This window comes from Bradyrhizobium sp. USDA 4541, assembly GCF_024171085.1.
Classification (GTDB): domain Bacteria; phylum Pseudomonadota; class Alphaproteobacteria; order Rhizobiales; family Xanthobacteraceae; genus Bradyrhizobium; species Bradyrhizobium australafricanum.
The window spans coordinates 2,859,813-2,881,338 of record NZ_JALJZF010000001.1 but is presented as its reverse complement, the minus strand read 5'-3'; the positions used below and the strand labels follow the sequence as shown (position 1 = coordinate 2,881,338).

The following is a 21,526-nucleotide window of genomic DNA, read 5'->3' as shown; positions in this document are numbered from 1 at the left end:
GAAATTTTCTCGCACACGAGCTTAAACGCGCGACAGTTACCAGCGTTCCGCTTCGCTGGTGGCGCTACTCGGCCCGAAGTCGCTGGGAACCGCTAGGCCCCTCCGCTTGTGCCGTGCCGCAAAGCCAATGGCCCCGACGCTTTCACGCCGGGGCCATTAGATCATCCGCGCCTTCCGATCAAACACATCACCGACTACACCATCCGATCTTGAGCATTATATGACAACGGCGCGGACATTGAGATGATCAAATTCAGCGCGAAACCGGCTCGCCGCTATTCGCGTTTGCGCCAATCAGCCCGCCGCCGATGCTCAACCGCCAACGCATTGCGCGCAGCCACGTCCCGACAATCTCATCGATCCCGGCGCCGCATAAACGTTATTCCGCCTTTTAAAGCACTTTAGCATGAACCTGGACCACGCCACGATCCGTAATGCCCAAGCTGCGCGCGGCGCCAAGTGAAAGGTCGAGGACGCGATCGCGAACCCTTGGTCCGCGGTCGGTGATTCGAACCACCACAGATTTCCTGCTTGTAAGATCAGTGACGCGAACTCTCGTGCCGAACGACAGGCTGCGATGCGCTGCTGTCAGCGCATCCCGATTGAACGGAGAACCGCTGGCTGTTTTTCCTTTCGGGTATGAGTAGAACGAGGCTTTTCCGGAAAACACTCGATTGAAAGATCGAGTCCCAGAGCGAACCTCCGTCTCACTTGTCGGCTCTTGTCCGCTCGGTGGTTGCACTTGCGGCTCATCCTTCTTTGTCTGGTCAGGTCTCTCAGGAGCGGGCTCTGCATGAGCCTTTGGAATGACAGACCACCTGTCGTCGAAGGACTGCGCGACAGCAGGGGTAGCCTGAATTGCGATCAACGTCGGGACTGTTGCAATCGCGATCATTCCAGAAAGCGGACGCATGATCGGCCTCACTCAACAATCTAAATAACAACAGATCAATGCAAAGCTATGAAGTGCGTTCCTGCACACGCAGGGAGCACCGGACCGGAAATTGAGTGCATACCGATACTTCCGAATTGTGACGCGCTGCAGCAAGCATGTTTTTGCCGCAGCGCGTCACGTTGACCGGCCTGACGGGCTGGCGTCTCTGGCGACGCGAGCACCAAGAGCCGACATCGGCGCGCCAATGAGGGCGTTCCGATTACGCACTTGATCTAGTGATGCACTTTCCGGCAAGGCTACGACACACATGCGGCTCGAAAGCGTTTGGCCGCCAACTCGCTCTTGCGCCAATCGGCCCGACGCCGATGCTCAACCGCCAACGCCTTCCGCGCCTCCACATTCCGAATGATTTGATCGATCTCCGCGCCATCCAGCGTTCGCTTGATGCGCAGAACCACAGACAGCGCCATCACGACATCGCCGTAAGGCATCAGCAAATCGCGGGCCGCCAAATCGCAGTGCTCAATGAAGCTCTCAATCGCCTCTTCGCTCCTACAGATTAGCATAGCCAGTTCGCGAGCCTGTCGAAGATCATCCACCGGCAGCGCAGGCTCGCCATCCAGCAGCATGCGCTCTGCCGCTCGGCCCGCCATGAACTCGATACACTTGATGTAAACGTTGCCGAACACATCAGCCACAGGACCACGATCCTCACCAGCTTGCGGCATGACCGAACTAAGCGCATCTCGGACATCGGAGGCGTCGCCCCGACCCTCGGCGAACGCCTCTGCGTGTCCAACGCCCCAGCACAGTCCCTCGGAGCCGCGCGCCTGGTCCGGGTTCACGGTCACGCCACCGACTAGATGGCCCAGCAGACGCGCGCAAACGGCGTGCCCGCTTTCATGGATCGCGACCCGTTCATCTTGCTCGGGAGTACGATCGAGATGCGCGAGCAAGCGATCGTAGTCGTCGAATTCCGCATCGAGGCCGCCGCCAAGATCGGTGACCAACCCGACCTCGACAGCGGCCTCCGTCTTGGCGAGGAAGGGCGCTGGTCCTTCCTCGGCCGGAACGTCTTCAGACATAGCCGAGCACCTTCTTATGCCGCGCGATCATGCGCGCGCGGATAGCTGAGACGGCGCCGTGCCCTGGCTGCCGCGTAGCGCGGGCGATCATCTTCGCCACGGGGACCGGGATGGGTCTCCCCGCGCTGCGATGTAGCCGTCGATACGCGTTTCGATGCGATGGCCCAGCCGGGAGGTGCGGCTTTCGCGGTCGCAGGCGCGGCACCTCAATCTGGATCGTGCGCGCATCTGCGCTGCGGTCACGGTGAAGACGGCATCGCGCAGCACCCGATCGAGCTCGACGGGCGTCGCGCTCATCGGCTCCTCGATGGTGTCGAGATCGATCACATCAGCCGCCTGCGGATTGAAGTCCCCGCCGCGCACGCCACAGAGCTTGCGCGGCGCGGATCGGTCACGTCGACCGCGATGCATTGGTCCAGGGCACGGAGTGCCGCTGCGATCGGCATGGTCGCATCTTCGTATTGGCCCGCGAACTTCCGTTGCCCATGCTCGTCACGAAACCACGCAGAGCGCAGCATGAAGACAGTTTGCATTTCCGGCGTCGGTTCTGCCGCCGCCGAGACCAGCGCGGTCGAAGCCTTCTGCGGCGGCATCACCTGCCGACCTTGCCGGATCGCATCGGGCATCGTCTTAAGCTCTGCGAAAGCGAAGGTGGGGATCTCCTTCCGCAGCTTTTCGAGGTTGGGATGACTGCCCGTCTTCTGAAGCTTGGTGATGATGTCGGCGATCGCATTGCCGACGCCCGGGATCTCCGTAAGACGATCCTCGGCGATGAGCACGTCCAGCGGGACGGCAAGAGCCGCCAGGCTGTCGCCGGCCCGAGAGTAGGCTTTCGCCCTGTAGGGATTGCCGCCTCGCAAGGCGGTACGCTGCGCGTACTCTCGCAGGAATCATTGCGCGCGCGACTTCGTCAGCGAGTGCTCGGTGATGCGCTGCCAGTTTGGCGAACAGCGCTTTCTTTGCCGCGTTGGTCGCGAGCTTGCTGATTAGTTCGCACTCTTCCGCCTCGACACTGGCAGATGATCCGGAAGTGACTTATCGAGTAGGCCGGCGACCAGCACGGCGAGCGCTGCGTCTTCGATGGCCCCCTCGGCGTATTCGACCCTATCCCACTCGAAATGGAAGACCGCCGAAGCGATGGCCCGCATTCCGTCGATCGTCGTCGGGCGCATTGCGATCATGCGGGCGTAGTGCGCGCGCAACTGATCCATGGCGCCATCAAACGCCTCTTGCGCCGCTGCTAAGCCCGACTGCTCGTTAGCGTCGGCTATAGCTGCATTGTACGCGCTGCGCGCCTCGCCGCGCAGACACGCGTCCCGATAGGTCCCGGGCGGGTATGACCGGCGGGCGATCTCAACCAGGCGGCCCGTTTCATCGTTCGCGGCATCCCGAAGCCGCGATATTTCGACGAACCGGCTCCCCAGGTCGATCAGCTCGGCATCTGGACTGGCCAAGGAAACAGTTGTTGCGGTAGTCGGCGCCGCTGCGGCATCAGCAATACATACCTAAGTTATTGAAAACAATACAATTAATCTAAGTTACCGAAATTAGCCCACAGTCCAGCCCACAAACACGAACGGCCCCGACGCGGCGCGCCGAGGCCGCCATTCCAGACTCCTGGTCGAGCGCGCCACCTGTCTCCGGGACCAATGAAGGGACTCATTGGCCCGACCACTTGTTCCTGAGGATGGCGATGCCGCACAACAACGATAGCGGCCCTGGCGCGGGGAACGCCAAGGCCGTTTTAAACTCCCGGTCGGGGGGCAACCTATCGCGGGAGCCTGTGTAAGATTCCCGACATTGCCACTTGTTCCTGCTCCTCTCGCAACATCACAGTGCGTAACAAGAAGTGCCCTTCGGCCGATCACCGAGGCCACAGGTTCTGCGGTTGACTCTGCGCTGGGGATTTCAGGGCCCCCGGTTCAGGAAGGAAACGCCGCCGGGCGTGTATTTTTGAGACCGGCGGCGTCTTTTCTTGGGACTATTTCGATGATCCACACGGCTTTCGTGAAGTTGGGCAGCAAAGACAGTAGTTGCCCGCCCTTCAAAAACTCGATTCCGAAATCTTTAATAAATTCGGACCAGCTTCCTTCCGCGACAGGGAGGTGTGTCATGCGTAATCATGACTTCGTGTCCGATGGGTTCCTCGCGCTAATCGCGACCTGCCTTGTGCTGTTGTGCTCGGGCCTGCTCGTTGTCGCATTTAGCTAGTCTGACCTTGGCGCCCTCATCGTTCCGGATACTCCTAGGGGACCGCTTGGGGACACCCCGCGCAGAGCACAAGCATGCCGCATTTTCATCACGCAAAAACGGCTGGCCTGCTCATCCAGCATTCACGTTCAACTTCCTACAGTGTGGGGTGCCTTAGATTCCACGAGAGGAAACCATGAAGCTTAAATTTGCACTTGTTGGACTTGCTGCGCTCGGCAGCCTTGCTGCGGCAGGAAGCGCGTCAGCGATGCCGCTCGCGACACTTTCTCCCGCTTCAAACATCGAGAACGTCGCCGTAGTCTGCGGCCCGAACGGCTGTGTCCGCACGGCGCCCGTCTACAGGCCGTACGGCTACGGTTACGGCTATCGTGGCTACGGCGTCCGTCGCTACGGATACGTGCACAGGGGCTACGGTTATTATAGGGGTTACGGCTATCACGGCGGTTATCGCCGCTGGTGATTTCGCGCAAAAGCCCGTCGGTAGGATCATCCGGCGGGCAGATTGATCTGCATCACTCGCGTGTGTGACCGCCCTGCTACCGCAGTGTTGCTGGGATCGCCGGGCCAGCTGGAAGACCGCCGCCGGGATGCTGCATTCAAGCCCGGCGGCGTACATTTTGATCAGATCCAGGCCGCCGCCCGCGCTCACCGTCTGGGCCGGCTTCTGATTAATGGAACAGCAACGTCGTTTGCATAAGATGCAGCCCACTCGCTGCGGGACGCTCGAAAATGACCGAGTATGTCATCAGGGAAGTTGGCCTTCGTCAGTGGCTCGTGTTTGCCGATCGGCGAAGCATCGCTTTTTGCGCCGACGAAGATGAGGCGGTGAAAGCCATGGCCGAACATAGCGCGCGCCATCGTCGAACACCGGAAACGATGGAAATTGAGCCAGGGGAAAACCCGCCGGCGTGAACCGGCGGGCGCCTCGCCTTCACGCTAGGCTAAGTTGACGGCTGCAGTGGCCATAATCTGCCGTAGCTGATAATGCCAGCCCTCCCGACCGATGCAGTCACTGTTGGGCCACTCCTCGCCCTTGTCTTCGTACTGCTTCACGTACTCGAGAACCGCAGCAACGCCGCCCAATGTCGTCGGAATTGTCCTGGCCAGATCCCAACCTGCATCGGCCTCCGCGTGGCAGCATGCTCCTTGATGCTGATTCCGCTCGATGTCGCCCACCATTCCGGAATGATCTCGCCCACCGTTCCGATTTGATGTCGCCCACCATTCCGAGATGATCTCGCCCACCATTCCGGGATGATGTCGCCCGGGGTGACGAGGCCTCTTCTGGCTCCGATACGGTCCCGCCTTTCGGCTTTGCGAAGGGGGACCTGGATGCCGACGGAGAGGTTTGCGATGCGCCATGTGCGCGATGTGATCAGATTGAAGTCGGCCGGGATGCCGACCCGCGAGATTGCGCGGCGGGTGGGGACAGCCCCTTCGACGGTGCGGTTGACGATCCACCGGTTCGAGGCAGCGGGGCTGACCTGGCCATTGCCCGACGACATCACCGACGCTGCGCTGGAAGCCCGGCTGTTCGCCAGCGCGGGAGCCGGTCCCGGCACCCGGCGGGGCCATCGCCGGCAGGCCGAGCCGGACTGGGCGGCGGTACACCGCGAACTCCGGCGCAAGCATGTGACGCTGTCGATCCTGTGGGACGAGTACATCGCGGGCGAACCCGGCGGGTATCGTTATTCGCGGTTCTGCGAGCTCTACCGCGCCTGGGAAGGCCGCCTGTCGGTGACGATGCGCCAGTCGCATACGGCCGGCGACAAGCTGTTCGTCGACTATGCCGGCGACGGCGTGCCGGTGGTAATCGACCGGTTCACCGGCGAGCGACGCGCCGCGCAGATCTTCGTCGCGGTGCTCGGCGCATCGAGCTTCACCTACGCGCAGGCGACTTGGACGCAGGGGCTCGCCGACTGGATCAGCGGCCACGTCGGCGCCTTCGAGGCGATCGGCGGCGTGCCGGCGCTGCTGGTGCCGGACAATACCAAGGTCGCAGTGATCAAGGCCTGCCTCTACGACCCGCAGATCAACCGCAGCTACGCCGACATGGCGGCGCATTACGGCACCGCCATTCTGCCGGCCAGGCCGCGACGGCCACGGGACAAGGCGAAGGTCGAACAGGCGGTCCTCATGGTCGAGCGCTGGCTGCTCGGGCGGCTGCGCCACCGCACCTTCCACAGCCTCGCCGAGGTCAACGCAGCGATCACCGAGCTAATGACCCGGCTCAACGAGGAGCGGCCGATCCGGCGGCTCGGCGTGACCCGCCGCAAGCTATTGGAGGAGATCGACCGGCCGGCGCTCAAGGACTTGCCGGAGAGCCCCTACGTGTTCGCCGAGTGGCGGATCTGCCGGGTCAGCATCGACTATCACGTCGAGGTCGAGGCGCATTACTACAGCGTCCCGCATCGCTTCGTCCGCGCCGAGGTCGAGGTGCGCTTCACCGCCCGCACCGTCGAGATTTTCCACAAGGGCGAGCGGATCGCCGCGCATCAGCGCATGAGCGGCAACCACAAGCACACCACCGTGCCGGAACACATGGCGTCCAGTCATCGGCGCTACGCCGGCTGGACCATCGAGCGCATTCGCAAGGAGGCCGCCACGATCGGGCCGGCCACCGCGGCGCTGTGCGACCTGATCCTCGATGAGCGGGCGCACCCGGAGCAGGGCTTCCGCGCTTGCCTCGGCATCATCCGGCTCGGCCAATCCTACGGGCAAGAGCGGCTCGATGCTGCCGCCATGCGGGCGATCGACATCGGCGCGCGCACCTACGGCTCGGTCAAATCGATCCTTGCCAACAACCTCGATCGGCGTCCTTCACCCAAGCGCCCCGCGGACAACGCGCCGGTCCTTCATCCCAACATCCGCGGGCCACGCTACTACAACTAGGAGATCACGCCTTGCTCACGCATCCGACCCTCGATCAACTCCACGCGCTCGGCCTTCATGGCATGGCCAAGGCCTTTGCCGACATCGAAGCCGGCGGCGATGCCGCAAGCCTCGGCCATGCCGAATGGCTCGCGCTGCTGCTCGAACGCGAAGCCTCGCTGCGACGCGACAAGCGGCTATCGAAGCGGCTGCAATACGCCAAGCTGCGCCAACAGGCTTGCGTCGAGGACATCGACTATCGCACCCCGCGCGGCCTCGACCGCAGCCTCCTGACGATGCTGGTCGAAGGCCAATGGATCGACGATCACGCCAACCTGCTGATCTGCGGGCCCTCCGGCGTCGGCAAGAGCTGGCTCGCCTCGGCGCTCGGCAACAAGGCCTGCCGCGACAATCGCTCCGTGCTCTACCAGCGTGTCCCGCGGCTGTTCACCGACCTCGCTTTGGCGCGCGGCGACGGCCGCCACCCGCGGCTCCTGCGGGCGCTCGGCCGCATCGATCTGCTCATCCTCGACGACTGGGGCCTCGAGCCGCTCGACGCCGCAGCCCGCCACGACCTCCTCGAGATCCTCGAGGACCGCTACGGCCGCCGCTCCACCACCGTCACCAGCCAGCTCCCCGTCGATCAATGGCACGCGCTGATCGGCGATCCCACCTACGCCGATGCCGTCCTCGACCGCCTGGTCCACAACGCCCACCGGATCGATCTCAACGGCGAGAGCCTGCGGCGAACCCGCAAACCCGATCGAAAGGCCTGAGCCAGTGGCGCTGTGGACATGCCGCTGCGCTTGGACAACGCAAAGAGCGTTGCCCACATGCCCACAGCAGACCAACAGCAGACGAAGAAGGGCCTCAAGCCGCGATTCAAGGTTGACCCCGCGGCTTCACCGATGCCAGAAACCAAACAGCCAGAACGCCTCGCGCCCCGGGCGACATCAAATCGGAATGGTGGGCGAGATCATCTCGGAATCCTGGGCGAGATCAAATCGGTACACCCGGGCGAGATCATCGGAATCCGCACTCCTTGATGGTCGTCGGCCTGCCAATAGGCCTCAGAGCGATATTCGGTGGCGTCGGTCGCCGTGATGGCTGCATTGTGGTCCGCGTCCGCCTGCTGGTGTTTTGCGATGGCCTCCAAAGCCGGATCAGTGCCCTGCGGTGATCGCCCTCCTCGATTCGACGCTGAGGCGGCAACCGGGTTACCAGCAAGCAATATGAGATCGAACGCGACGGACCATGCGACGATCTGCTTCTCGTCGCGCAGGCGATACTGCGCCTTGGCGTCGCCCAAGGCCGCCCCCTCAAAAGCCATGGAGGCCATCGATTTTACAGCAAGTTCGGAGAGATCTCTGGCCCGCACTAAACCGATGCCATGCTGCGCATCTCGATAGCACTTTTGAGCCATCTCATAGTGCTCAAGCTTGGGTGTAAGCTCGAGATCATCCGCCAGCCGCTTAGCCCGACGCGACCATTTTCGATATGCCCGCGGAGCGCTTGGGCTGGGGTTCTTGGCATTGGTTAGTTCGTTTTGCCGGCGCCCGTCATGAACGCTTGTTTAGACTGCGTCAGCATTACGCTTACAAATTCTCCGTGGCCTCATCGGTCGATGGCTTCAAGAAGCAGGCACCAGAGCTAGAGCAAGGGATAGCGGCAACGGCGTTCTATGAACTGACGTTCAACCCAGCCACTCGAATGGATGTCAATTCGACGGACTCTCGCTATCCTAATCCAGCCATGGAATGGATCATGAAAAACCTAGGCGGCCCCTCGACTGAAAAGGACGCCGCCACTTGACCAATCGCTAGCGATAACTGCGCATCGCGGTCGCGAACTCTAGCGGCTTCACTCGGCGCGAGATATTCGCGATCATTGGCGCATGCCCTGGCGCCGCAAGCCCGCTCGTCATCTCCGCTACTGTCCGGCCCCGTCGATCGCAACGGCGGAAGACGGTGCTCATGTTCTGCGTCGGGTGCCAGCACAACGGCCGGCTGAAGCTCGCCGATCTGCCTGGATTGGGACTCGCCTGAAAACTCGGCGCACATCAGGTGCAGCGCTTGCGGTCGTTCCCGCTATCGCTAGGCTCATTAGGAACTTGAAGCGTTGTTGAGCCGTTTGGAGATTGCAAGACAAACGAGCATGACGCACGGTTCAGCCATCGCAACGAGATGTACAAAGAGCCGATCATTGACGAGTTAAGGCAGATTGAATTCGCGACAGTCGAAGGAGAAAGGCGGCTGGCGGAGAAAGAAGCGCAGCTCATCGAATGTAGGCGGCTGAATGAGGACACGAGCAAGATTGAAGCCGAGCTTGCGGTAATGCGCGAAGTACAGCTTGATCGCGAGAGGCTTCGCCAGCGCCTGCTTTCTCTTCTGCACCCCTAGATCCAGATGCCTTCTATGATCTAACAGGACAAGGCGACGCCGGCTGAGTATTGGGCTGACGTGGAGTACGCCGCAGGCCGGCAAGACCTGTTCGCGTGACCGGGGTCAGAGAAACCCCAGCGGTCGCGTCGCTGGGGTTCGTGGCTCCATGGTGTCCGATGCCTCGGGGGAAAGCATGCGGACCTGCCGATAACCGCCCTCGCGCTTGCCTGTTCCTAATCATCCCGGAAGGATGGGTTGTTAGCCTCATCAGCGACAGCTCGCCGCAGAATACGTCCTAGCGCTCAACATGGAGCCCGGAGAAGTGCGCCGGCATTGGGTGTCCTGAAGTAAAGAGACGGCCCCAGCGCTTGGGAGCACGCTGGGGCCATCGGCTTTCCACGCACACTGTCCGAATGCGGTTTGGTCGGCGGGATGGTGAGAGCTGCATTCGGATGACAGACGAACAAGCTTCGGCTACGTTCGTTCCTAGCAGCCATAGAAAAGGCCCCAGCACCTTTGGGGGCCTTAAGGCCGGCGCTGAGGCCAGCGGGATGGTCGGGTGCGGACCCGACGAACCAACGTTAGCACGCCCTTATGCAATTGCCACTTTCTCCAAGATTTTGTCGGCAGGAACCGTGATAACATCTCGGCACGGGAGCCCAAAATGAAGGACATGCAGGCGCACTTACAGAAGCTTCGCGTCGAAGCGGAGGAGTGCGAGCTGATCAGCAAGCTGGCGACCAATCCGACAGAAAGAACTGTTTGCCAAGCTGGCGGCCCACCACCGGGAGCTAGCTGATGAGGTCGAGCGGACCATGAAGGCCTCGACCTAGGAAGTCCGCTAACCAGCGACGCGGGAGATTAAGGCCACCTCCGCAAGCGGCCTTGCATGGCTCCATTCCTACAGTGGGACAATTTCCCGTAGCATCCCGGTGCAAGGACCGCACATCGATTTGCTATCCCCTGCGTATGCCAAGCACCTTCACCCACAGGGGCGTCACGTTCGAGGTAAAACGCCTATATGATGATCAGTTCGAGATCATCATTGAGATCGGCGGAGAAACGACCCGCCATACCGTGCGCACACGATTGGCAGAACTAGCAAAGCGCCGGGCCGAGATGCTGATCGATCGTAAGCTGAAAACGAAAATTAGGCCTGTGTAGGCTGCCCCAATTGGCGGCCTCTAACAGAAAACGGCCCCAGCAAGTGTCCTGTCTGGACGGCGTAATAAGGAAGGGCCCAGCGGTGAAGCTGGGGCCAGTGTGTAGCTGGGCGTCTCGGTGCCTGTAGCGGTGCGGCACTGAACAGGGCGACCAATGCCAATGCTTGCGCTTCGTTCCTGCTCATAAAAGAGACCCCAGCATCCGGATCATGCTGGGGCCAAGCTGGATCGCCGAGCCGCTCGCCAGGAAGCAACGGTCGTCGTTCTAGGGCTGAAAAAATACGAAATGAAAATTAGCTGCCCTGTTGCTCGGATCATCCCAAACGACGCTCCGGTCCGAAAATAAACCATGTGAATCCCGGCGAGACAATTTCCGCTTTTTCCCGAGACTTGACGCCGTCGTCGATGGGAGTTTGAATTAACTCCTCGGTCCTCTCCAGGCCGAGAACCCGAGGCCCCGGAGAAGCGCCACATCGGGGCCTCTGCTGCGGATTCGCAAAACCGGCAACACATACCCATGTGCCGGTCATGCCTAAATTCGAGTTCTACCTGCCGACCGTTGGAAAGTTGGTTCCGGCCGGCCCGGAGTGGTTCCACGAGATCAAGTACGATGGCTACGGCCTGCGCGTCGAGCGCGACGGAGACCGCGTCCGGCTGATCACGAAGGGCGGCCATGACTGGACGAAGCGCTTCCCTTGGATTGTGAAGGCCGCGCTGAAGAACCGCCAGAAGCAGTTCGTGATTAACGGTGAGGCCATCGTCCTAGGCGAATCCGCAGCTTATGAGGCTTGGAACCGCCTCCTTTATGGCGACTTCACCTTTTCCCGTGCAGCATCAGCAGCATCGATGCCAGCCTGCTTAACCCGATCGACGGCCTCTGTGCCGACGTCGCCGAGCTCGGCCTTCAACGTATCGGAGGCTTCGCGTAGGCTTTGCGATACCGCGTCGGCGCGCGTGTTCAAATCAGCCTTGATATCGTCGCTGAGCTCGCCCACCCATTCGTTCTCGAGATCGAAAGTCCGGAACGCACCCGCGATGGCCGCACCGATTGCCAAGCCCACGGCGCCAAGGACGAGCGGTTGCCGGTCAAGCACGTCGGCCAACGATGATTGCGCTTTCGTGAGAGCTTCTTTTCCAGGCATGCCGAGGTTCTCGCGCGCATAGGCGATACCTTCGTCGAACCGGCCCTTGATCTCGTCGGCCGCTCCCGACATGGCGTCTGAAGCCGCGCTACTGGCCTCGCGTACGGTTTCACCGAAGCCCGTAGCGTCGTCGTGATCCGTTTCAGGCGCGGTCGGTGGCGCGGCGGTCCGTTGGAGCTCGGAGGCGGCCGCGCGAACATTGCGCACGCCGAGATCGACGATCGGCGAAGCCGCCGCGGTCGCCGATCGCGCCGCGCTCTTCAGCTTCTCGTCGCCAGCCAACAGCCAGAACGCACCGCCTCCGATAAGTGCTGCGGCGAGGGGATTTTCCCGCACCGCGGTCACCAGACTGTCGAAAAAGCCCGCCTGCGTGCTGCTCATCTCACCATCCCCTTCACGGTGTCCTTGTCCTTATCGAGTTGCCGAATGGTCTCCCGTGGCACCAGGTTGCGGGCATCTAGCCGGTTGATGCCGATCGCGAACAGTACGGCCGCGATCATCACGGCCATGATCGCAGACGTCAAATAGGAGAGCGGCTGTGACCACCCTGCCCCAATCATTGCCGCCGATAAGGCGAACAGCGCCATCACCAAGGCTGGGATCACAAGGACGGCGCCGCCAACGATGAAGACCAGCGCGCCGCCGACCTTCTGAACTTTTTCGCCGAATTCGGCCTTGGCGAGATCCACCTCGTTCTGGAACAGCTTGGCGAACTGCGACAGCGCATCGCCGAGCAATGTCGAGATGGTTCGAAGATCGTTCTGACTCGTTTTGATATCGTTCTGGATGCTCATGACACGTTGCTTTGCTGCGAGGATGACGATTGTTCGCGCCGTTTCGAGGATGAAGACCGCCCGCCCGACGCCCTCAGGAAACGGACTGCCGCGAAACCGGCAAGGACCGAGATCCCCAGAAACGCGGCCGGCTGCCGCTTCGCAAAATCGGTGGCGCCGTCGACGAGGTCGCGGAAGCTTCCGTCACGGATTTTATCGGCCGCGTCATCGACATATTCGGCGGCGAAAGTCATGCCACGGGCAGCGAACGGCGCATCGCTCTCGAAGGCGCGCGCCGCTTCGCGAATGTTACCGGCAAGGCGTGCCATGAAGTTCGCGCCCGACCGCTGCTTGTCGCGCGCCTGGCCCTCGATCTGGTCCACCGTTCCGGAAGCCACGTCTTTGGCGGCATCAGCCGCCTCCTTGAACTTGTCGTTGGCGACATCGGTCGACGCTCGGAGGGCATCGCCGGCGCGCTGCTTCACCTCGGCGCCGGCATCGGCCATCTGCTCCTTGAGGGTCTGCGAGGGGTCGGTATTCCGGTTCTGCGTGGAATTCGTCTCTTTACTCAGGTCCACATCGCTCATGATCGTTCTTTCAGGTGTTCGGGTTTGGGGAAGGACTGAAGGCCGCCCTGACGACGTCGTCGGCAGCCTCTTTGAGCCTGTCGGCCACGTTTTCCGTCATCCGGCCGGCATGCCCCCCGAGATCGGCCTCGCCGACGCTTCGCGCCGCCGCGTCGGCCGCTGACATCGTCGCGTCCTTGGCCGCCTCGAAACCGGATTGTGCAGCCTCGCCCGCCGCTCGTTTCACGCTGTTGCTCGCCGGGCCCACCGCCTTGGCTTCGGCGCTGGTTTCGGGAAGAGCCGCGGCAAGGATGGCGCCGATCGCGATCCCAAGACCGCCGATCAAGGCGGCATTGTCGCCAATGACCTGACGGGCCTTCGCAGGCACCGTGGCCGCCGCGTTCTTGGCCGCGCCCGCTCTGTCCTTCACGGCATCCATGCCGCTCTTGAGCGTATCGCCGACGGTGCCGGCGGCCTGCGCCGCTCGCTTGCCAAGGTCGTCGGCCAGGGCGGCGGCGGCATCTTGCGCGTCGCCAGCCATATCGCCGGCCTGGTTTTGAGCCGAAGTCAGCCGGTTTCTCACGTCGCTGCTCAGCGCGTCGGCCCGGTCGGCGGCCTGATCCAGCATCTCTCCCGCCTTCTCCATCACCGGTGCAGCCGCTTCCGTGGCCCGGTCGCGCACCGTCTTCGAGGTCAGGGCAAGGCCAGCCCCGATCATCAGAAGGGGCACTGGAAAACCGCGCGCCAGGCGCAGAAGCGGGATTGCGACCGCAGTCCCCGCAGCGACCGCCTGCATCGGATTATCCATCGCTTGTTGCTTCAGCGCCTCGACCCAACTCTGGGTCTTGTTGCTGATGTAATCGGAGACTTCCGATCTGATGTGTTGCGGCGAGACCTTGTGGCGGAGGTCGTCAGCGGTATCCGATATCCGCTCCCTCAACCTATCGACCGTCACCGCGAGTTCGGCACGGCTGCGCTCGGACTGCCGCCTCAGCTCCTCCACTGATCGCGTCATGGCTTTACCCTCTTGGATTTTACCCTCTTGGATTTTTTGGTCGGTTCTTTTGGGACGAACTCAAGCTTTGTTGAATCGTTCCTCAGCAGGCCCTGCGGCAAACAGCGTCCAGACTTTGGTCTAGGCTCAACAGTCCACGCGCCGGCCGAAGCGCTTGAAGCAAGCGACAGGAACGGGCCGACAAGCCGGTTCGTTGCTTTCAATGGACCGGCTCCTGCTTCGCTTCATGTCCGTCACGCCCAGATATTCCCCTGTGGGCGCGGTACCTTTTGAGCCTCGGGCTCGTCGGGCTGGCATTTGTCGCCAAGCTCCTGCTGGAAGATCAGTTGAGACCCTATCCGCTGGTGCTGTTCATCCCGGCCATTTTCCTGGCCTCTGTCATCTTCGATCGCGGTTCAGGCTTTCTGGCCACCGGCGCGAGCGCGGCGCTGGCGGCGCGATATTTTATCCCTCCGCCGCCGAGCGCCGCGATCCTGCCGCTCCTCATCTTCCTGGCGAGCGGGCTATGTCTTGCAGGGGTAACGGAAGCCTTGCGCGCAGCGCTCCAGAAGCACTCGGAGGCGAAGGCCTACGCGGACGTTCTCATGATGGAGTTGGCTCACCGGACCAGGAACGACCTCGCGACCATCATGTCGATCCTCCGTTTGCAGGCGCGGTCGGACCCTAATGCCGACGTGCAGGCGGCGATTACGTCCGCGCTGGCGCGGATCGAGGTCGTCGCGAAGATCCATGATCGCCTGCGCGACACGCCGGTTGTTTATCATGCGGGCTGGCCTGCAAATCCTCGCACGTTGTGGACGTGAACATGTTCGCCGCGCGCAATGTGCGCCGTCGCCGAACCGATCGGCACACCGTATTTGACGATCCTTTCGTCTAGCCCGATGCCGCAGCGGGCGATCTTGTGGCCAAGCGAGATCGTGATCGCGAGCGTTACCGCCACGCCATCGACAACTATGGTCTCCCCTGCAGCGACCTTGCCGCGTGCGACCAGCACATTGTCGGCGCTGGAAAGCAGCAGGAGCCGCGAGTCGCTCTGTTCAGGCTTGGCGTTCGCGCGCCCACCCCCGTCATTAGGAACAAACCTCAATCGACCCTCCCTTTCGATCGTGGATCTGCATGACCCTTGCACCCGTGTCAGTCGCTGCCTCGCTCGTAGGACCGCGACCGAATGGCGGTAACCGAAACGACGGTGATCGCGCAGCAAGCCATCAGATAGGCAACGACCCACGTCGGCTTGCCATTGCCGGCGGCCACGAGCGCCGATGCCACGAACGGTGTCGGACCGGCGATCAGGAGAGCATTCAGTTCACGCGCCAGCGCGATGCCAGAGAAACGGTAGCGGGTCGGGAACAGGTTGGCGAGGAACGCGCCCTGCGCGCTGGCAAGCCCGCTATAGCCGATGCCGAAGCCGATGCTCAGAGCCAGCGTCGCCAGCACCACATTCTTCGTGCCAAGTATTGCGAACATTGGGAACGCGTACAACATTGTGAAAACGCCGCCGAAGAGATAGACTCGCGCATGGCCGACGCGGTCGGCGAGCGCACCAACAGGCGGCGTCAGCACGATGCCGGTCAGCGTCGCGATGATAACAGCCGTCAGCGCGTCCGTCCGGGCCATGCCCAGCGTGTTGGTCATGTAGCTCAGGCTGAACGCGCTGAGGATGTACGCGTTCGCGTTATGCCCAGTGATCGAAAGGAAGCCGCACACGACCTCTCGCGGGCTATTGCGGATAAGTTCGCCGACTGGCACCCGCGCTTCGCGGCGGTGGGCGGCGGCACGCTCCATCGCCTCGACATATTCAGGCGTCTCGTCGAGGTTCTGGCGAATGTAGAGCGCGACGCCAATGAGGAGTGCCGAGACGAGGAACGGCACGCGCCACGCCCAGCCGAACAGGGTTTCTTCAGGCAGATAGGCAACAAGAAGGAAGAGCAGCGTCGCAAACATGATGCCGGCGACAGTCGCCGACGACAGATAGGCAGTGAAATACGCCCTGCGATGAGCGGGGACGTATTCGGAGACGAGCGTCACGGCTCCCGCATATTCCGCACCAGCGCCGAAACCCTGCAGCAGGCGACAAATGACCAAGAGGATGGGAGCTAACACCCCAATCTGAGCATAGGTTGGCAAGAGACCCATCGCGACGGTGGACAGGCCCATCAGCGAGACCGTGAAGATGAGCGCGGGCTTACGCCCGAAGCGATCGCCGAAATGCGAAATCAGGATGCCGCCGAGCGGCCGGCTGAAGAAGCCGGCGGCGAACGTCGCAAACGCCGCCAGCACTCCCGCCGAGGCGGAGAACTGCGGGAAGAACAGTTTGTTGATGAACAAGCCCGACGCGGCGCCGTAAAGCGCATAGTCGAACCACTCGATAATCGTGCCGATGGTCGCCGCAGTCACGGCGCGTCTGATGTTGGCGCGCTCGGCGGGCGCCTTGTCTACCGCGATGGACATCGTCATGGGTGTTTCCTCAAATATGTTTTTCTCTGGATCGATCGGGTCTTGCTCGGCACCGGTCTCAAGGAATCGGATCCGGCATCGGCACCTCGAAGCGCCTCGCGCATTCCACTATTTCAGCGCTGATGCTGGCTGACAGTCGGACGCCGTCCCGAAGCTGCCACTCCCACCGCGCAAGAGCGTGAGCGCTTGGCAGTTCGACACGTTCGAAGCCTTGCCGCGTCTGAGATGCGTGGCACATGCCGGCAAGCGCCGCTACTTGACGCCGGAAAGCGTCGGCCCCTCCGAATGCGGCGAGGTCGATGACGAGGATGAAAACCGCCGCACTCCAGCCGTCGGTTGCGTCAGCACGTCCCCGCCCGCTAAGGCAGCCCGTCAGCAGTTCTACGATGAGACCGAGGGAATAGCCCTTGTGGCCGGCCTCCAGACCGCCGAGAGGCAGAGCCGTACCTGGCGGGATAGCTGCCATGATGTTGGGATCGGTCGAGGGTTGGCCTTGGCTATCCATCAAAAAGGGGTGCGGCAGCTGCTCACCGCGCTGCCGATAGGCGGCGATCGCGCCGTTCGTCAACAGCGCGGTGGACATGTCGATCATCACCGGTCCATTGGTGGCGGGTGTGCCGAACGCCATCGGGTTCGACGTCAGAGCCGGCGTTACCCCACCGAACGGCGCGACGCTGCTATGGCCGGGATCGGTCAGTGTCAGTAGCATCATGTAGCCGGCGTCAACTGCCGGCCTCAGATAGGCGCCGAGGCAGGCGTATGGTGGCTGCGCTGGATGGCGATCGCCCCCATCCCGAACCGGGCCGCCCGCGACATTGCTTCTTGCGTCGCGCGCCGCAACAGCCAGGGCCCGGGAAGCTTGTGCCCATCCCAAGTCAGGCGCGCCGAAGTCATTGACGATTTCGGGTTCGCCCACAACAGACATCTCATCACTCTCAATCTCGCGCAGATAGAGAGGCAGTAGCGCCAGCTCATGGGTCGATTTCCCGAAGCAGTCGCCCTCGACCAGTACCGGGGCAATATCGGCTGTCCGGTCACGAGCAAGCCCGGCACGCTCGAGCAAAGCACTGGCGCAGGCTTCAAGGGCGCTGGCGCGGTAGCTTGCACCAGCAGCTTCGGGATCCGCGCTCATAATTTGACCGCGTGTCTTTTCGGGCAGAACGCAAGGATAGAGAAGGTCATGAACGTCTTCCCAGTGTTGTTTGTGATTGTCAGACTCGAAAAGATTGCTCCCTCCGAGCCTCCGCCTCAGAGCTGCGCGACAGTGGCATTGTCGATCAAATCCCAATCAAGCTCGGCGCCGAGACCTGGCTTTTCCGGCAATGTTGCGATGCCGCCTTCGACCGGCAGCGGAGACGCCAGCCCGAACTCGAATTTTTCGCGGGGGCAAAGCAGCTCAAAATAGCTGCAGTTCTTCACGGCTGCGCAGAGGTGAAGATTGACGAGTTCAAGCGGCTGGAAGATGGCCGAATGAATCTCGCAATTCATGTGGAAGCTTTCGGCAAGATGCGCGGTCTTCAGGACGCCGGTCACCCCACCCGCCCAGCTGACATCGGCGCGAACCGCATCGACGACGCGACCAGCGACACATTCGGCCACACTGTAGGGATGTTTGGCTAAAACTTCAGTGCCAATGACCGGAATGTCGAGCGCCCGCGACAACTCGCGCAACGCAGAGAAGTTTTCATCCGGGATAGGCTCTTCGAGCCAGCGATAATCAAGTCGTTCGAGAGCTCGCCCATAGCGTATCGCTTCGTCGAGCGTCATGAAGGCGACCGGGTCGCTCATCAACGTGAATTCGGCCCCTACCGCTGCGCGCACGGCGGCATGGATTTCAATATCCTCGCCGACGGACCGGCCCGGCGGATGCAGCTTGTACGCCGCATAGCCGCCAGCCTTGGCCGCAACCGCCTCGGCGACATAGTCGTCCGCGGTTTTTAGAAACATCGAACTCAAGTAAGTCGGCACCTCCGTCCGGCAGCCGCCAATGTAGCGATGCAGCGGCTGTCCGGCGGCTTCAGCGCCCAGGAGCCAAAGACAAACATCGGCCGGCCCGTAGGAATAGATCGGCAGATGGCTCCAGAAGCGGTCAACTTTCCGGAACTCGTGCCAGAGCGCCTCGCGGTCGAGCGCATTACGGCCAATCAGAAGTGGCTTCAATGCGGCCGCCGCAAGCTCGCCTGAGCCACGTGCAGAGCGGCCGGCAAAGCCGAACATCGAAGCCGAGAGCCCCTCTTCCGTCGTCAGTGTGTAGACGACGAATTCAAACCCATCTCGATTGCTGGTGCCGAGCAGCGTATCCTCAGCAAGGGACACCTCGCGGTGATGACAACAGCGTATGTCGACCGTGGCGATCCGCATGGTCAGAACTTGCCGTATGTCAGATAGGCCTCTCGCGGGTCCATCCCGTCGAGGATCGCCTTGCGTACCTTGTTTTCGGTGTTCATCGCGACGGCGGCCTCGTCGGTAACTGCCCCGACGAGTTCTTGCGGGACGCGGATGACGCCGTCACGGTCGCCGATCAGATAGTCGCCGGGCCGGATCAGCACGTCGCCGATGGTAATGGGCACGTCGAAGCCGCGCGGGAGCCAGCGGCCGACAACGTCGCGAGGCGTATGCCGGCGCCGCCAGCACTGGAAACCGATCTTGAGGATGAAGTTCACGTCGCGGATATTGCCGTCGATCACACAGCCGAGCACCCCCTTCTTCTGCAACGTTTCGGCCGACAATTCGCCCATTTGGGCAATGACGCGGTCGTTCGGCTGGCACACCCAGATGTGGCCGGGTTTAGCCTTGGACAATAGCCCGGTCCATTCAAGCAAGGTCTGGTGCGCTTCGGCGCGATCGTCGACGTGGCCCTCGATGGTGAAGACCGGCCCGCACAGCACCTTTTCCGGAACGAGCGGCGTGATCTCCGGCGGCAGCGTGAAGTCGGCGAGGCCCCTGCCGCGCATGACGTCATGCACGACGCCAGTGTAGCAGCGCGACAAACGCTCGGTCAGCGATTCAGTCATGGTGTAATACCTCTTCCATCGTCGACCAATGCTCTCCCTCCGCGCGGCTCACGAGCGGCACCTGCATCGGGTCCGCAAGCGCCCACGATGCGCGGGTCCTTGGGTCGGCCGCCATCCGCGCGCTGTCGCCGGAAAAATCCTCGCCGTGATATTTCCAGTAGCCGAACAACAGGTTCTCCGGCATGCGCAGGAAGATCGTGCAGTTGCGGATGTTGTATTCGGAGATCCTGGCCAGGATCTCTGGCCAGGCGGCCCCATGCAGCCGCTTATACTCGGCGATACGCTCCGGTTTGATCGACGCGCATCGCACCGATCGCGTCCCAGTCCCAATCGATGCCGAGACCCGGCGCGTCGGACGCAGCCGCCAGCGGATGAGCCGCACCGCCTTTGGCGTACAACTAGTTTGTCAGAGCCTCACCAGGTGCGTTGAGCGCGGATCAGCAGCGTCAGAGCGTTCTGATCCTTAAGCTCATACATGGCGCCGGGCTTCGCGATAGCCGACTGCAGAGGCAGGGTCACCTTGCTTCCGCTCGCATACTTCTGGTCGAGCATGCTGTAAGCGAGGTCGGCCGAGAAGGTCAGGTTCTTGACCGGTGTCCAGCGCGTGATCACACCGACTACCCCGTAGTTGAAATCGGGGTTGCAACCGGCAACGCCGCTCGAGAGCGCTAGGCCTGCAACGAAGGCGCCGCAGATGTAGCCTTTAGCTGTGCCGTTATACCGGACAGCGGCCCAAGCACTATAGATACCCGTGTTCCAGTACGGATTCCAGTTGTGCGTATAGCCGCCCTGGACGCCGTAAGTCGTGGTCAGTTGCTGGCCGGAGCCAGCCACAAACACGGAGTCAGACAGACCTGCAAGGCCAACGCTCTGGTAAGCACCCGCCAAACGGGTACCGCCGTACATTGCGTATGTGGTCGTCATCAGGTCCTGGAAGTTGTAACGGCTCGCACCGTTCGTATACACGCCAGACATGTTGATCGTATCACCCGCGCCGGTGGGCAGATTCTTGATCGACAAGGCCAACTGAGCGGCCCAGCCCCACTTGTCGTCCGGATGGCCAGTCGTTTCGTCGGCGCCGTAGTAGGCGGCATGGTTGTCATGCGCGGCGACCGACGCCTGGAAGAGACCCCAAGCTTGATCAACGCGAACCATGGCGACAAGGTCAGGAGACCACGCGCCTCCGATGTCGTTCGCGCCGTAAGCTCCGGTCGCAAGTCCGGCGACCGTTGCACCGCTCACGTTCCAGATGTTGGTCGTATTATACTGAACTTGGTCCTGCGCGGAGATCGCAGCCGTGATGCCCTGGCCGAATTCAGCCGTGTAACTGAACTGGTTCACACCAGTAACCGAGCCGCCAGCACCGGGCAGACCGTCGAAGTTATTGGCCGGATAGTTGACCCAAGGCGAGGAGAACTGCGAGACCGCCTTGCCCATTGTGAAACCAGCGAACTGGATAAACGCGTAGTAGACACCGAGCGTACCACCAGCGACACCAGCTCCGCTGTAGGCAGTCGAGCCATTCACAGCCGTTGTGCCGGTACCTGCATAGCCGCCCGACGTCCAAGTCAAGGCCCCATCGAAGAAGGTTCGGAGCACGCCGTATTCGGTCGCGGTGCGCGTATCGATGTTCAGGTCTTCACGGGCCTTGGTGGTATAGTAATTGCGGAGGCGGTTTTGCGCACCAGCGACACCAGTATTGGTAGTATCGTGCAATGCGTTTGTATTCAATCCAACCTCGGCTCGCACATAACCACCGAGCTTGATGCAAGTATCGGTGCCGGGGATGTAGTAAAATCCAGCTCCGTACAAGGAGCAAATCTTCACGTACTCGACGGCCTTCGCTTTCACGGGAAGATCGGCTGCCTGCGCGCTGGCGCCCACAAACATGACCGCAGAACCGAGGACAAGACACTTTGTTAGTTTCATCGATGAACCTCCAAGCAAGAAAAC

26 protein-coding genes and 2 pseudogenes are annotated in these 21,526 nt (G+C 61.8%); 8 read left to right on the top strand and 20 right to left on the bottom strand.

Features of this window, described 5'->3' with window-relative positions:
- Positions 1 to 391: 391 nt before the first annotated feature.
- From J2R80_RS43440 to J2R80_RS13540, 6 genes and pseudogenes are all read right to left on the bottom strand, one after another.
- Positions 392 to 895: a septal ring lytic transglycosylase RlpA family protein gene (locus tag J2R80_RS43440; RefSeq protein ID WP_309143806.1), complete on the bottom strand. Its 504-nt coding sequence runs from the start codon at positions 893 to 895 to the stop codon at positions 392 to 394.
- A gap of 296 nt (positions 896 to 1,191) precedes the next feature.
- Positions 1,192 to 1,980 (bottom strand): hypothetical protein, encoded by a 789-nt coding sequence (locus J2R80_RS13560; RefSeq protein WP_253638714.1) that lies wholly within the window; start codon positions 1,978 to 1,980, stop codon positions 1,192 to 1,194.
- Between the two features lie 87 nt (positions 1,981 to 2,067).
- Complete coding sequence (locus tag J2R80_RS13555) at positions 2,068 to 2,307, bottom strand: hypothetical protein (RefSeq protein WP_253638713.1); 240 nt, start codon at positions 2,305 to 2,307, stop codon at positions 2,068 to 2,070.
- Positions 2,308 to 2,633: 326 nt separating this feature from the next.
- Positions 2,634 to 2,867: pseudogene (locus J2R80_RS13550) on the bottom strand (DNA polymerase/3'-5' exonuclease PolX); the annotation flags it as partial.
- Between the two features lie 99 nt (positions 2,868 to 2,966).
- Positions 2,967 to 3,434: a hypothetical protein gene (locus J2R80_RS13545; RefSeq protein WP_253638712.1), complete on the bottom strand. Its 468-nt coding sequence runs from the start codon at positions 3,432 to 3,434 to the stop codon at positions 2,967 to 2,969.
- A 468-nt stretch (positions 3,435 to 3,902) separates the two neighbouring features.
- Entirely contained in the window at positions 3,903 to 4,094 is a 192-nt protein-coding gene (locus J2R80_RS13540; protein WP_253638711.1) for a hypothetical protein, read from the bottom strand.
- A gap of 272 nt (positions 4,095 to 4,366) precedes the next feature.
- On the opposite strand from J2R80_RS13540, the gene J2R80_RS13535 reads away from it, so the two are divergent.
- Together J2R80_RS13535 and J2R80_RS13530 are read left to right on the top strand one after the other, a co-directional pair.
- Positions 4,367 to 4,651 (top strand): hypothetical protein, encoded by a 285-nt coding sequence (locus J2R80_RS13535; protein WP_253638710.1) that lies wholly within the window; start codon positions 4,367 to 4,369, stop codon positions 4,649 to 4,651.
- A gap of 269 nt (positions 4,652 to 4,920) precedes the next feature.
- Positions 4,921 to 5,103, top strand: a complete 183-nt coding sequence (locus tag J2R80_RS13530; protein WP_076826811.1) for a hypothetical protein — start codon at positions 4,921 to 4,923, stop codon at positions 5,101 to 5,103.
- Between the two features lie 24 nt (positions 5,104 to 5,127).
- Here the strand turns inward: J2R80_RS13530 and J2R80_RS13525 are convergent, their stop codons facing one another.
- Entirely contained in the window at positions 5,128 to 5,439 is a 312-nt protein-coding gene (locus tag J2R80_RS13525; RefSeq protein ID WP_253638709.1) for a hypothetical protein, read from the bottom strand.
- A gap of 105 nt (positions 5,440 to 5,544) precedes the next feature.
- On the opposite strand from J2R80_RS13525, the gene istA reads away from it, so the two are divergent.
- Entirely contained in the window at positions 5,545 to 7,083 is a 1,539-nt protein-coding gene (gene istA, locus J2R80_RS13520) for an IS21 family transposase (protein ID WP_083715045.1), read from the top strand.
- Positions 7,084 to 7,094: 11 nt separating this feature from the next.
- On the top strand, positions 7,095 to 7,838 hold the full coding sequence (gene istB, locus J2R80_RS13515; protein ID WP_076828398.1) for an IS21-like element helper ATPase IstB: 744 nt from the start codon (positions 7,095 to 7,097) through the stop codon (positions 7,836 to 7,838).
- A gap of 200 nt (positions 7,839 to 8,038) precedes the next feature.
- On the opposite strand, the gene J2R80_RS13510 is transcribed toward istB, so the two are convergent.
- Complete coding sequence (locus tag J2R80_RS13510; RefSeq protein WP_253638708.1) at positions 8,039 to 8,485, bottom strand: hypothetical protein; 447 nt, start codon at positions 8,483 to 8,485, stop codon at positions 8,039 to 8,041.
- 89 nt (positions 8,486 to 8,574) lie between these two features.
- On the opposite strand from J2R80_RS13510, the gene J2R80_RS13505 reads away from it, so the two are divergent.
- Positions 8,575 to 8,874 carry a hypothetical protein gene (locus tag J2R80_RS13505; RefSeq protein ID WP_141340624.1) on the top strand — a complete coding sequence of 100 codons (300 nt, stop codon included), beginning with the start codon at positions 8,575 to 8,577 and terminating at the stop codon, positions 8,872 to 8,874.
- A gap of 398 nt (positions 8,875 to 9,272) precedes the next feature.
- On the opposite strand, the gene J2R80_RS13500 is transcribed toward J2R80_RS13505, so the two are convergent.
- Complete coding sequence (locus J2R80_RS13500) at positions 9,273 to 9,455, bottom strand: hypothetical protein (RefSeq protein ID WP_158074179.1); 183 nt, start codon at positions 9,453 to 9,455, stop codon at positions 9,273 to 9,275.
- A 652-nt stretch (positions 9,456 to 10,107) separates the two neighbouring features.
- Between J2R80_RS13500 and J2R80_RS43270 the strand changes: the two genes are divergently transcribed.
- Entirely contained in the window at positions 10,108 to 10,242 is a 135-nt protein-coding gene (locus tag J2R80_RS43270) for a hypothetical protein (RefSeq protein WP_256527838.1), read from the top strand.
- 892 nt (positions 10,243 to 11,134) lie between these two features.
- Positions 11,135 to 11,359: pseudogene (locus J2R80_RS13495) on the top strand (DNA ligase); the annotation flags it as partial.
- Positions 11,360 to 11,409: 50 nt separating this feature from the next.
- On the opposite strand, the gene J2R80_RS13490 reads toward J2R80_RS13495, so the two are convergent.
- Genes J2R80_RS13490 through J2R80_RS13475 form a run of 4 tightly spaced genes read right to left on the bottom strand, consistent with a single transcriptional unit; the run spans position 11,410 to position 14,102 of the window.
- Complete coding sequence (locus J2R80_RS13490) at positions 11,410 to 12,129, bottom strand: hypothetical protein (protein WP_141340625.1); 720 nt, start codon at positions 12,127 to 12,129, stop codon at positions 11,410 to 11,412.
- Positions 12,126 to 12,542 carry a phage holin family protein gene (locus J2R80_RS13485; RefSeq protein ID WP_141340626.1) on the bottom strand — a complete coding sequence of 139 codons (417 nt, stop codon included), beginning with the start codon at positions 12,540 to 12,542 and terminating at the stop codon, positions 12,126 to 12,128. The genes J2R80_RS13490 and J2R80_RS13485 overlap by 4 nt, the downstream gene beginning before the upstream one ends.
- On the bottom strand, positions 12,539 to 13,108 hold the full coding sequence (locus J2R80_RS13480; RefSeq protein WP_141340627.1) for a hypothetical protein: 570 nt from the start codon (positions 13,106 to 13,108) through the stop codon (positions 12,539 to 12,541). Before J2R80_RS13480 ends, J2R80_RS13485 begins: the two co-directional genes overlap by 4 nt.
- Positions 13,109 to 13,118: 10 nt before the next feature.
- Positions 13,119 to 14,102, bottom strand: coding sequence for a DUF3618 domain-containing protein (locus J2R80_RS13475; protein ID WP_076826798.1), 984 nt, complete (start codon positions 14,100 to 14,102; stop codon positions 13,119 to 13,121).
- Between the two features lie 269 nt (positions 14,103 to 14,371).
- Between J2R80_RS13475 and J2R80_RS13470 the strand changes: the two genes are divergently transcribed.
- Positions 14,372 to 14,905 carry a histidine kinase dimerization/phosphoacceptor domain -containing protein gene (locus tag J2R80_RS13470; protein ID WP_253638707.1) on the top strand — a complete coding sequence of 178 codons (534 nt, stop codon included), beginning with the start codon at positions 14,372 to 14,374 and terminating at the stop codon, positions 14,903 to 14,905.
- Here J2R80_RS13470 and J2R80_RS13465 read toward each other — a convergent pair.
- The 7 genes from J2R80_RS13465 to J2R80_RS13435 all read right to left on the bottom strand — a co-directional run bounded on the left by J2R80_RS13465 (position 14,863) and on the right by J2R80_RS13435 (position 21,502).
- Positions 14,863 to 15,189 carry a UxaA family hydrolase gene (locus J2R80_RS13465; RefSeq protein ID WP_141340629.1) on the bottom strand — a complete coding sequence of 109 codons (327 nt, stop codon included), beginning with the start codon at positions 15,187 to 15,189 and terminating at the stop codon, positions 14,863 to 14,865. The two genes, J2R80_RS13470 and J2R80_RS13465, sit on opposite strands and share 43 nt — an antisense overlap.
- A 47-nt stretch (positions 15,190 to 15,236) precedes the next feature.
- Positions 15,237 to 16,559, bottom strand: a complete 1,323-nt coding sequence (locus J2R80_RS13460; protein WP_141340630.1) for an MFS transporter — start codon at positions 16,557 to 16,559, stop codon at positions 15,237 to 15,239.
- A 58-nt stretch (positions 16,560 to 16,617) separates the two neighbouring features.
- Complete coding sequence (locus tag J2R80_RS13455) at positions 16,618 to 17,691, bottom strand: Ldh family oxidoreductase (protein WP_253638706.1); 1,074 nt, start codon at positions 17,689 to 17,691, stop codon at positions 16,618 to 16,620.
- Positions 17,692 to 17,807: 116 nt separating this feature from the next.
- On the bottom strand, positions 17,808 to 18,920 hold the full coding sequence (locus tag J2R80_RS13450) for an enolase C-terminal domain-like protein (protein WP_141340632.1): 1,113 nt from the start codon (positions 18,918 to 18,920) through the stop codon (positions 17,808 to 17,810).
- A gap of 2 nt (positions 18,921 to 18,922) precedes the next feature.
- Positions 18,923 to 19,573 (bottom strand): RraA family protein, encoded by a 651-nt coding sequence (locus tag J2R80_RS13445; protein WP_141340633.1) that lies wholly within the window; start codon positions 19,571 to 19,573, stop codon positions 18,923 to 18,925.
- Positions 19,566 to 19,883, bottom strand: a complete 318-nt coding sequence (locus tag J2R80_RS13440; RefSeq protein ID WP_141340634.1) for an L-rhamnose mutarotase — start codon at positions 19,881 to 19,883, stop codon at positions 19,566 to 19,568. Before J2R80_RS13440 ends, J2R80_RS13445 begins: the two co-directional genes overlap by 8 nt.
- A gap of 104 nt (positions 19,884 to 19,987) precedes the next feature.
- The gene (locus J2R80_RS13435; RefSeq protein ID WP_253589115.1) at positions 19,988 to 21,502 is read right to left on the bottom strand and encodes a porin; all 1,515 of its coding nucleotides are present in this window, start codon (positions 21,500 to 21,502) and stop codon (positions 19,988 to 19,990) included.
- Between the last annotated feature and the right edge of the window lie 24 nt (positions 21,503 to 21,526).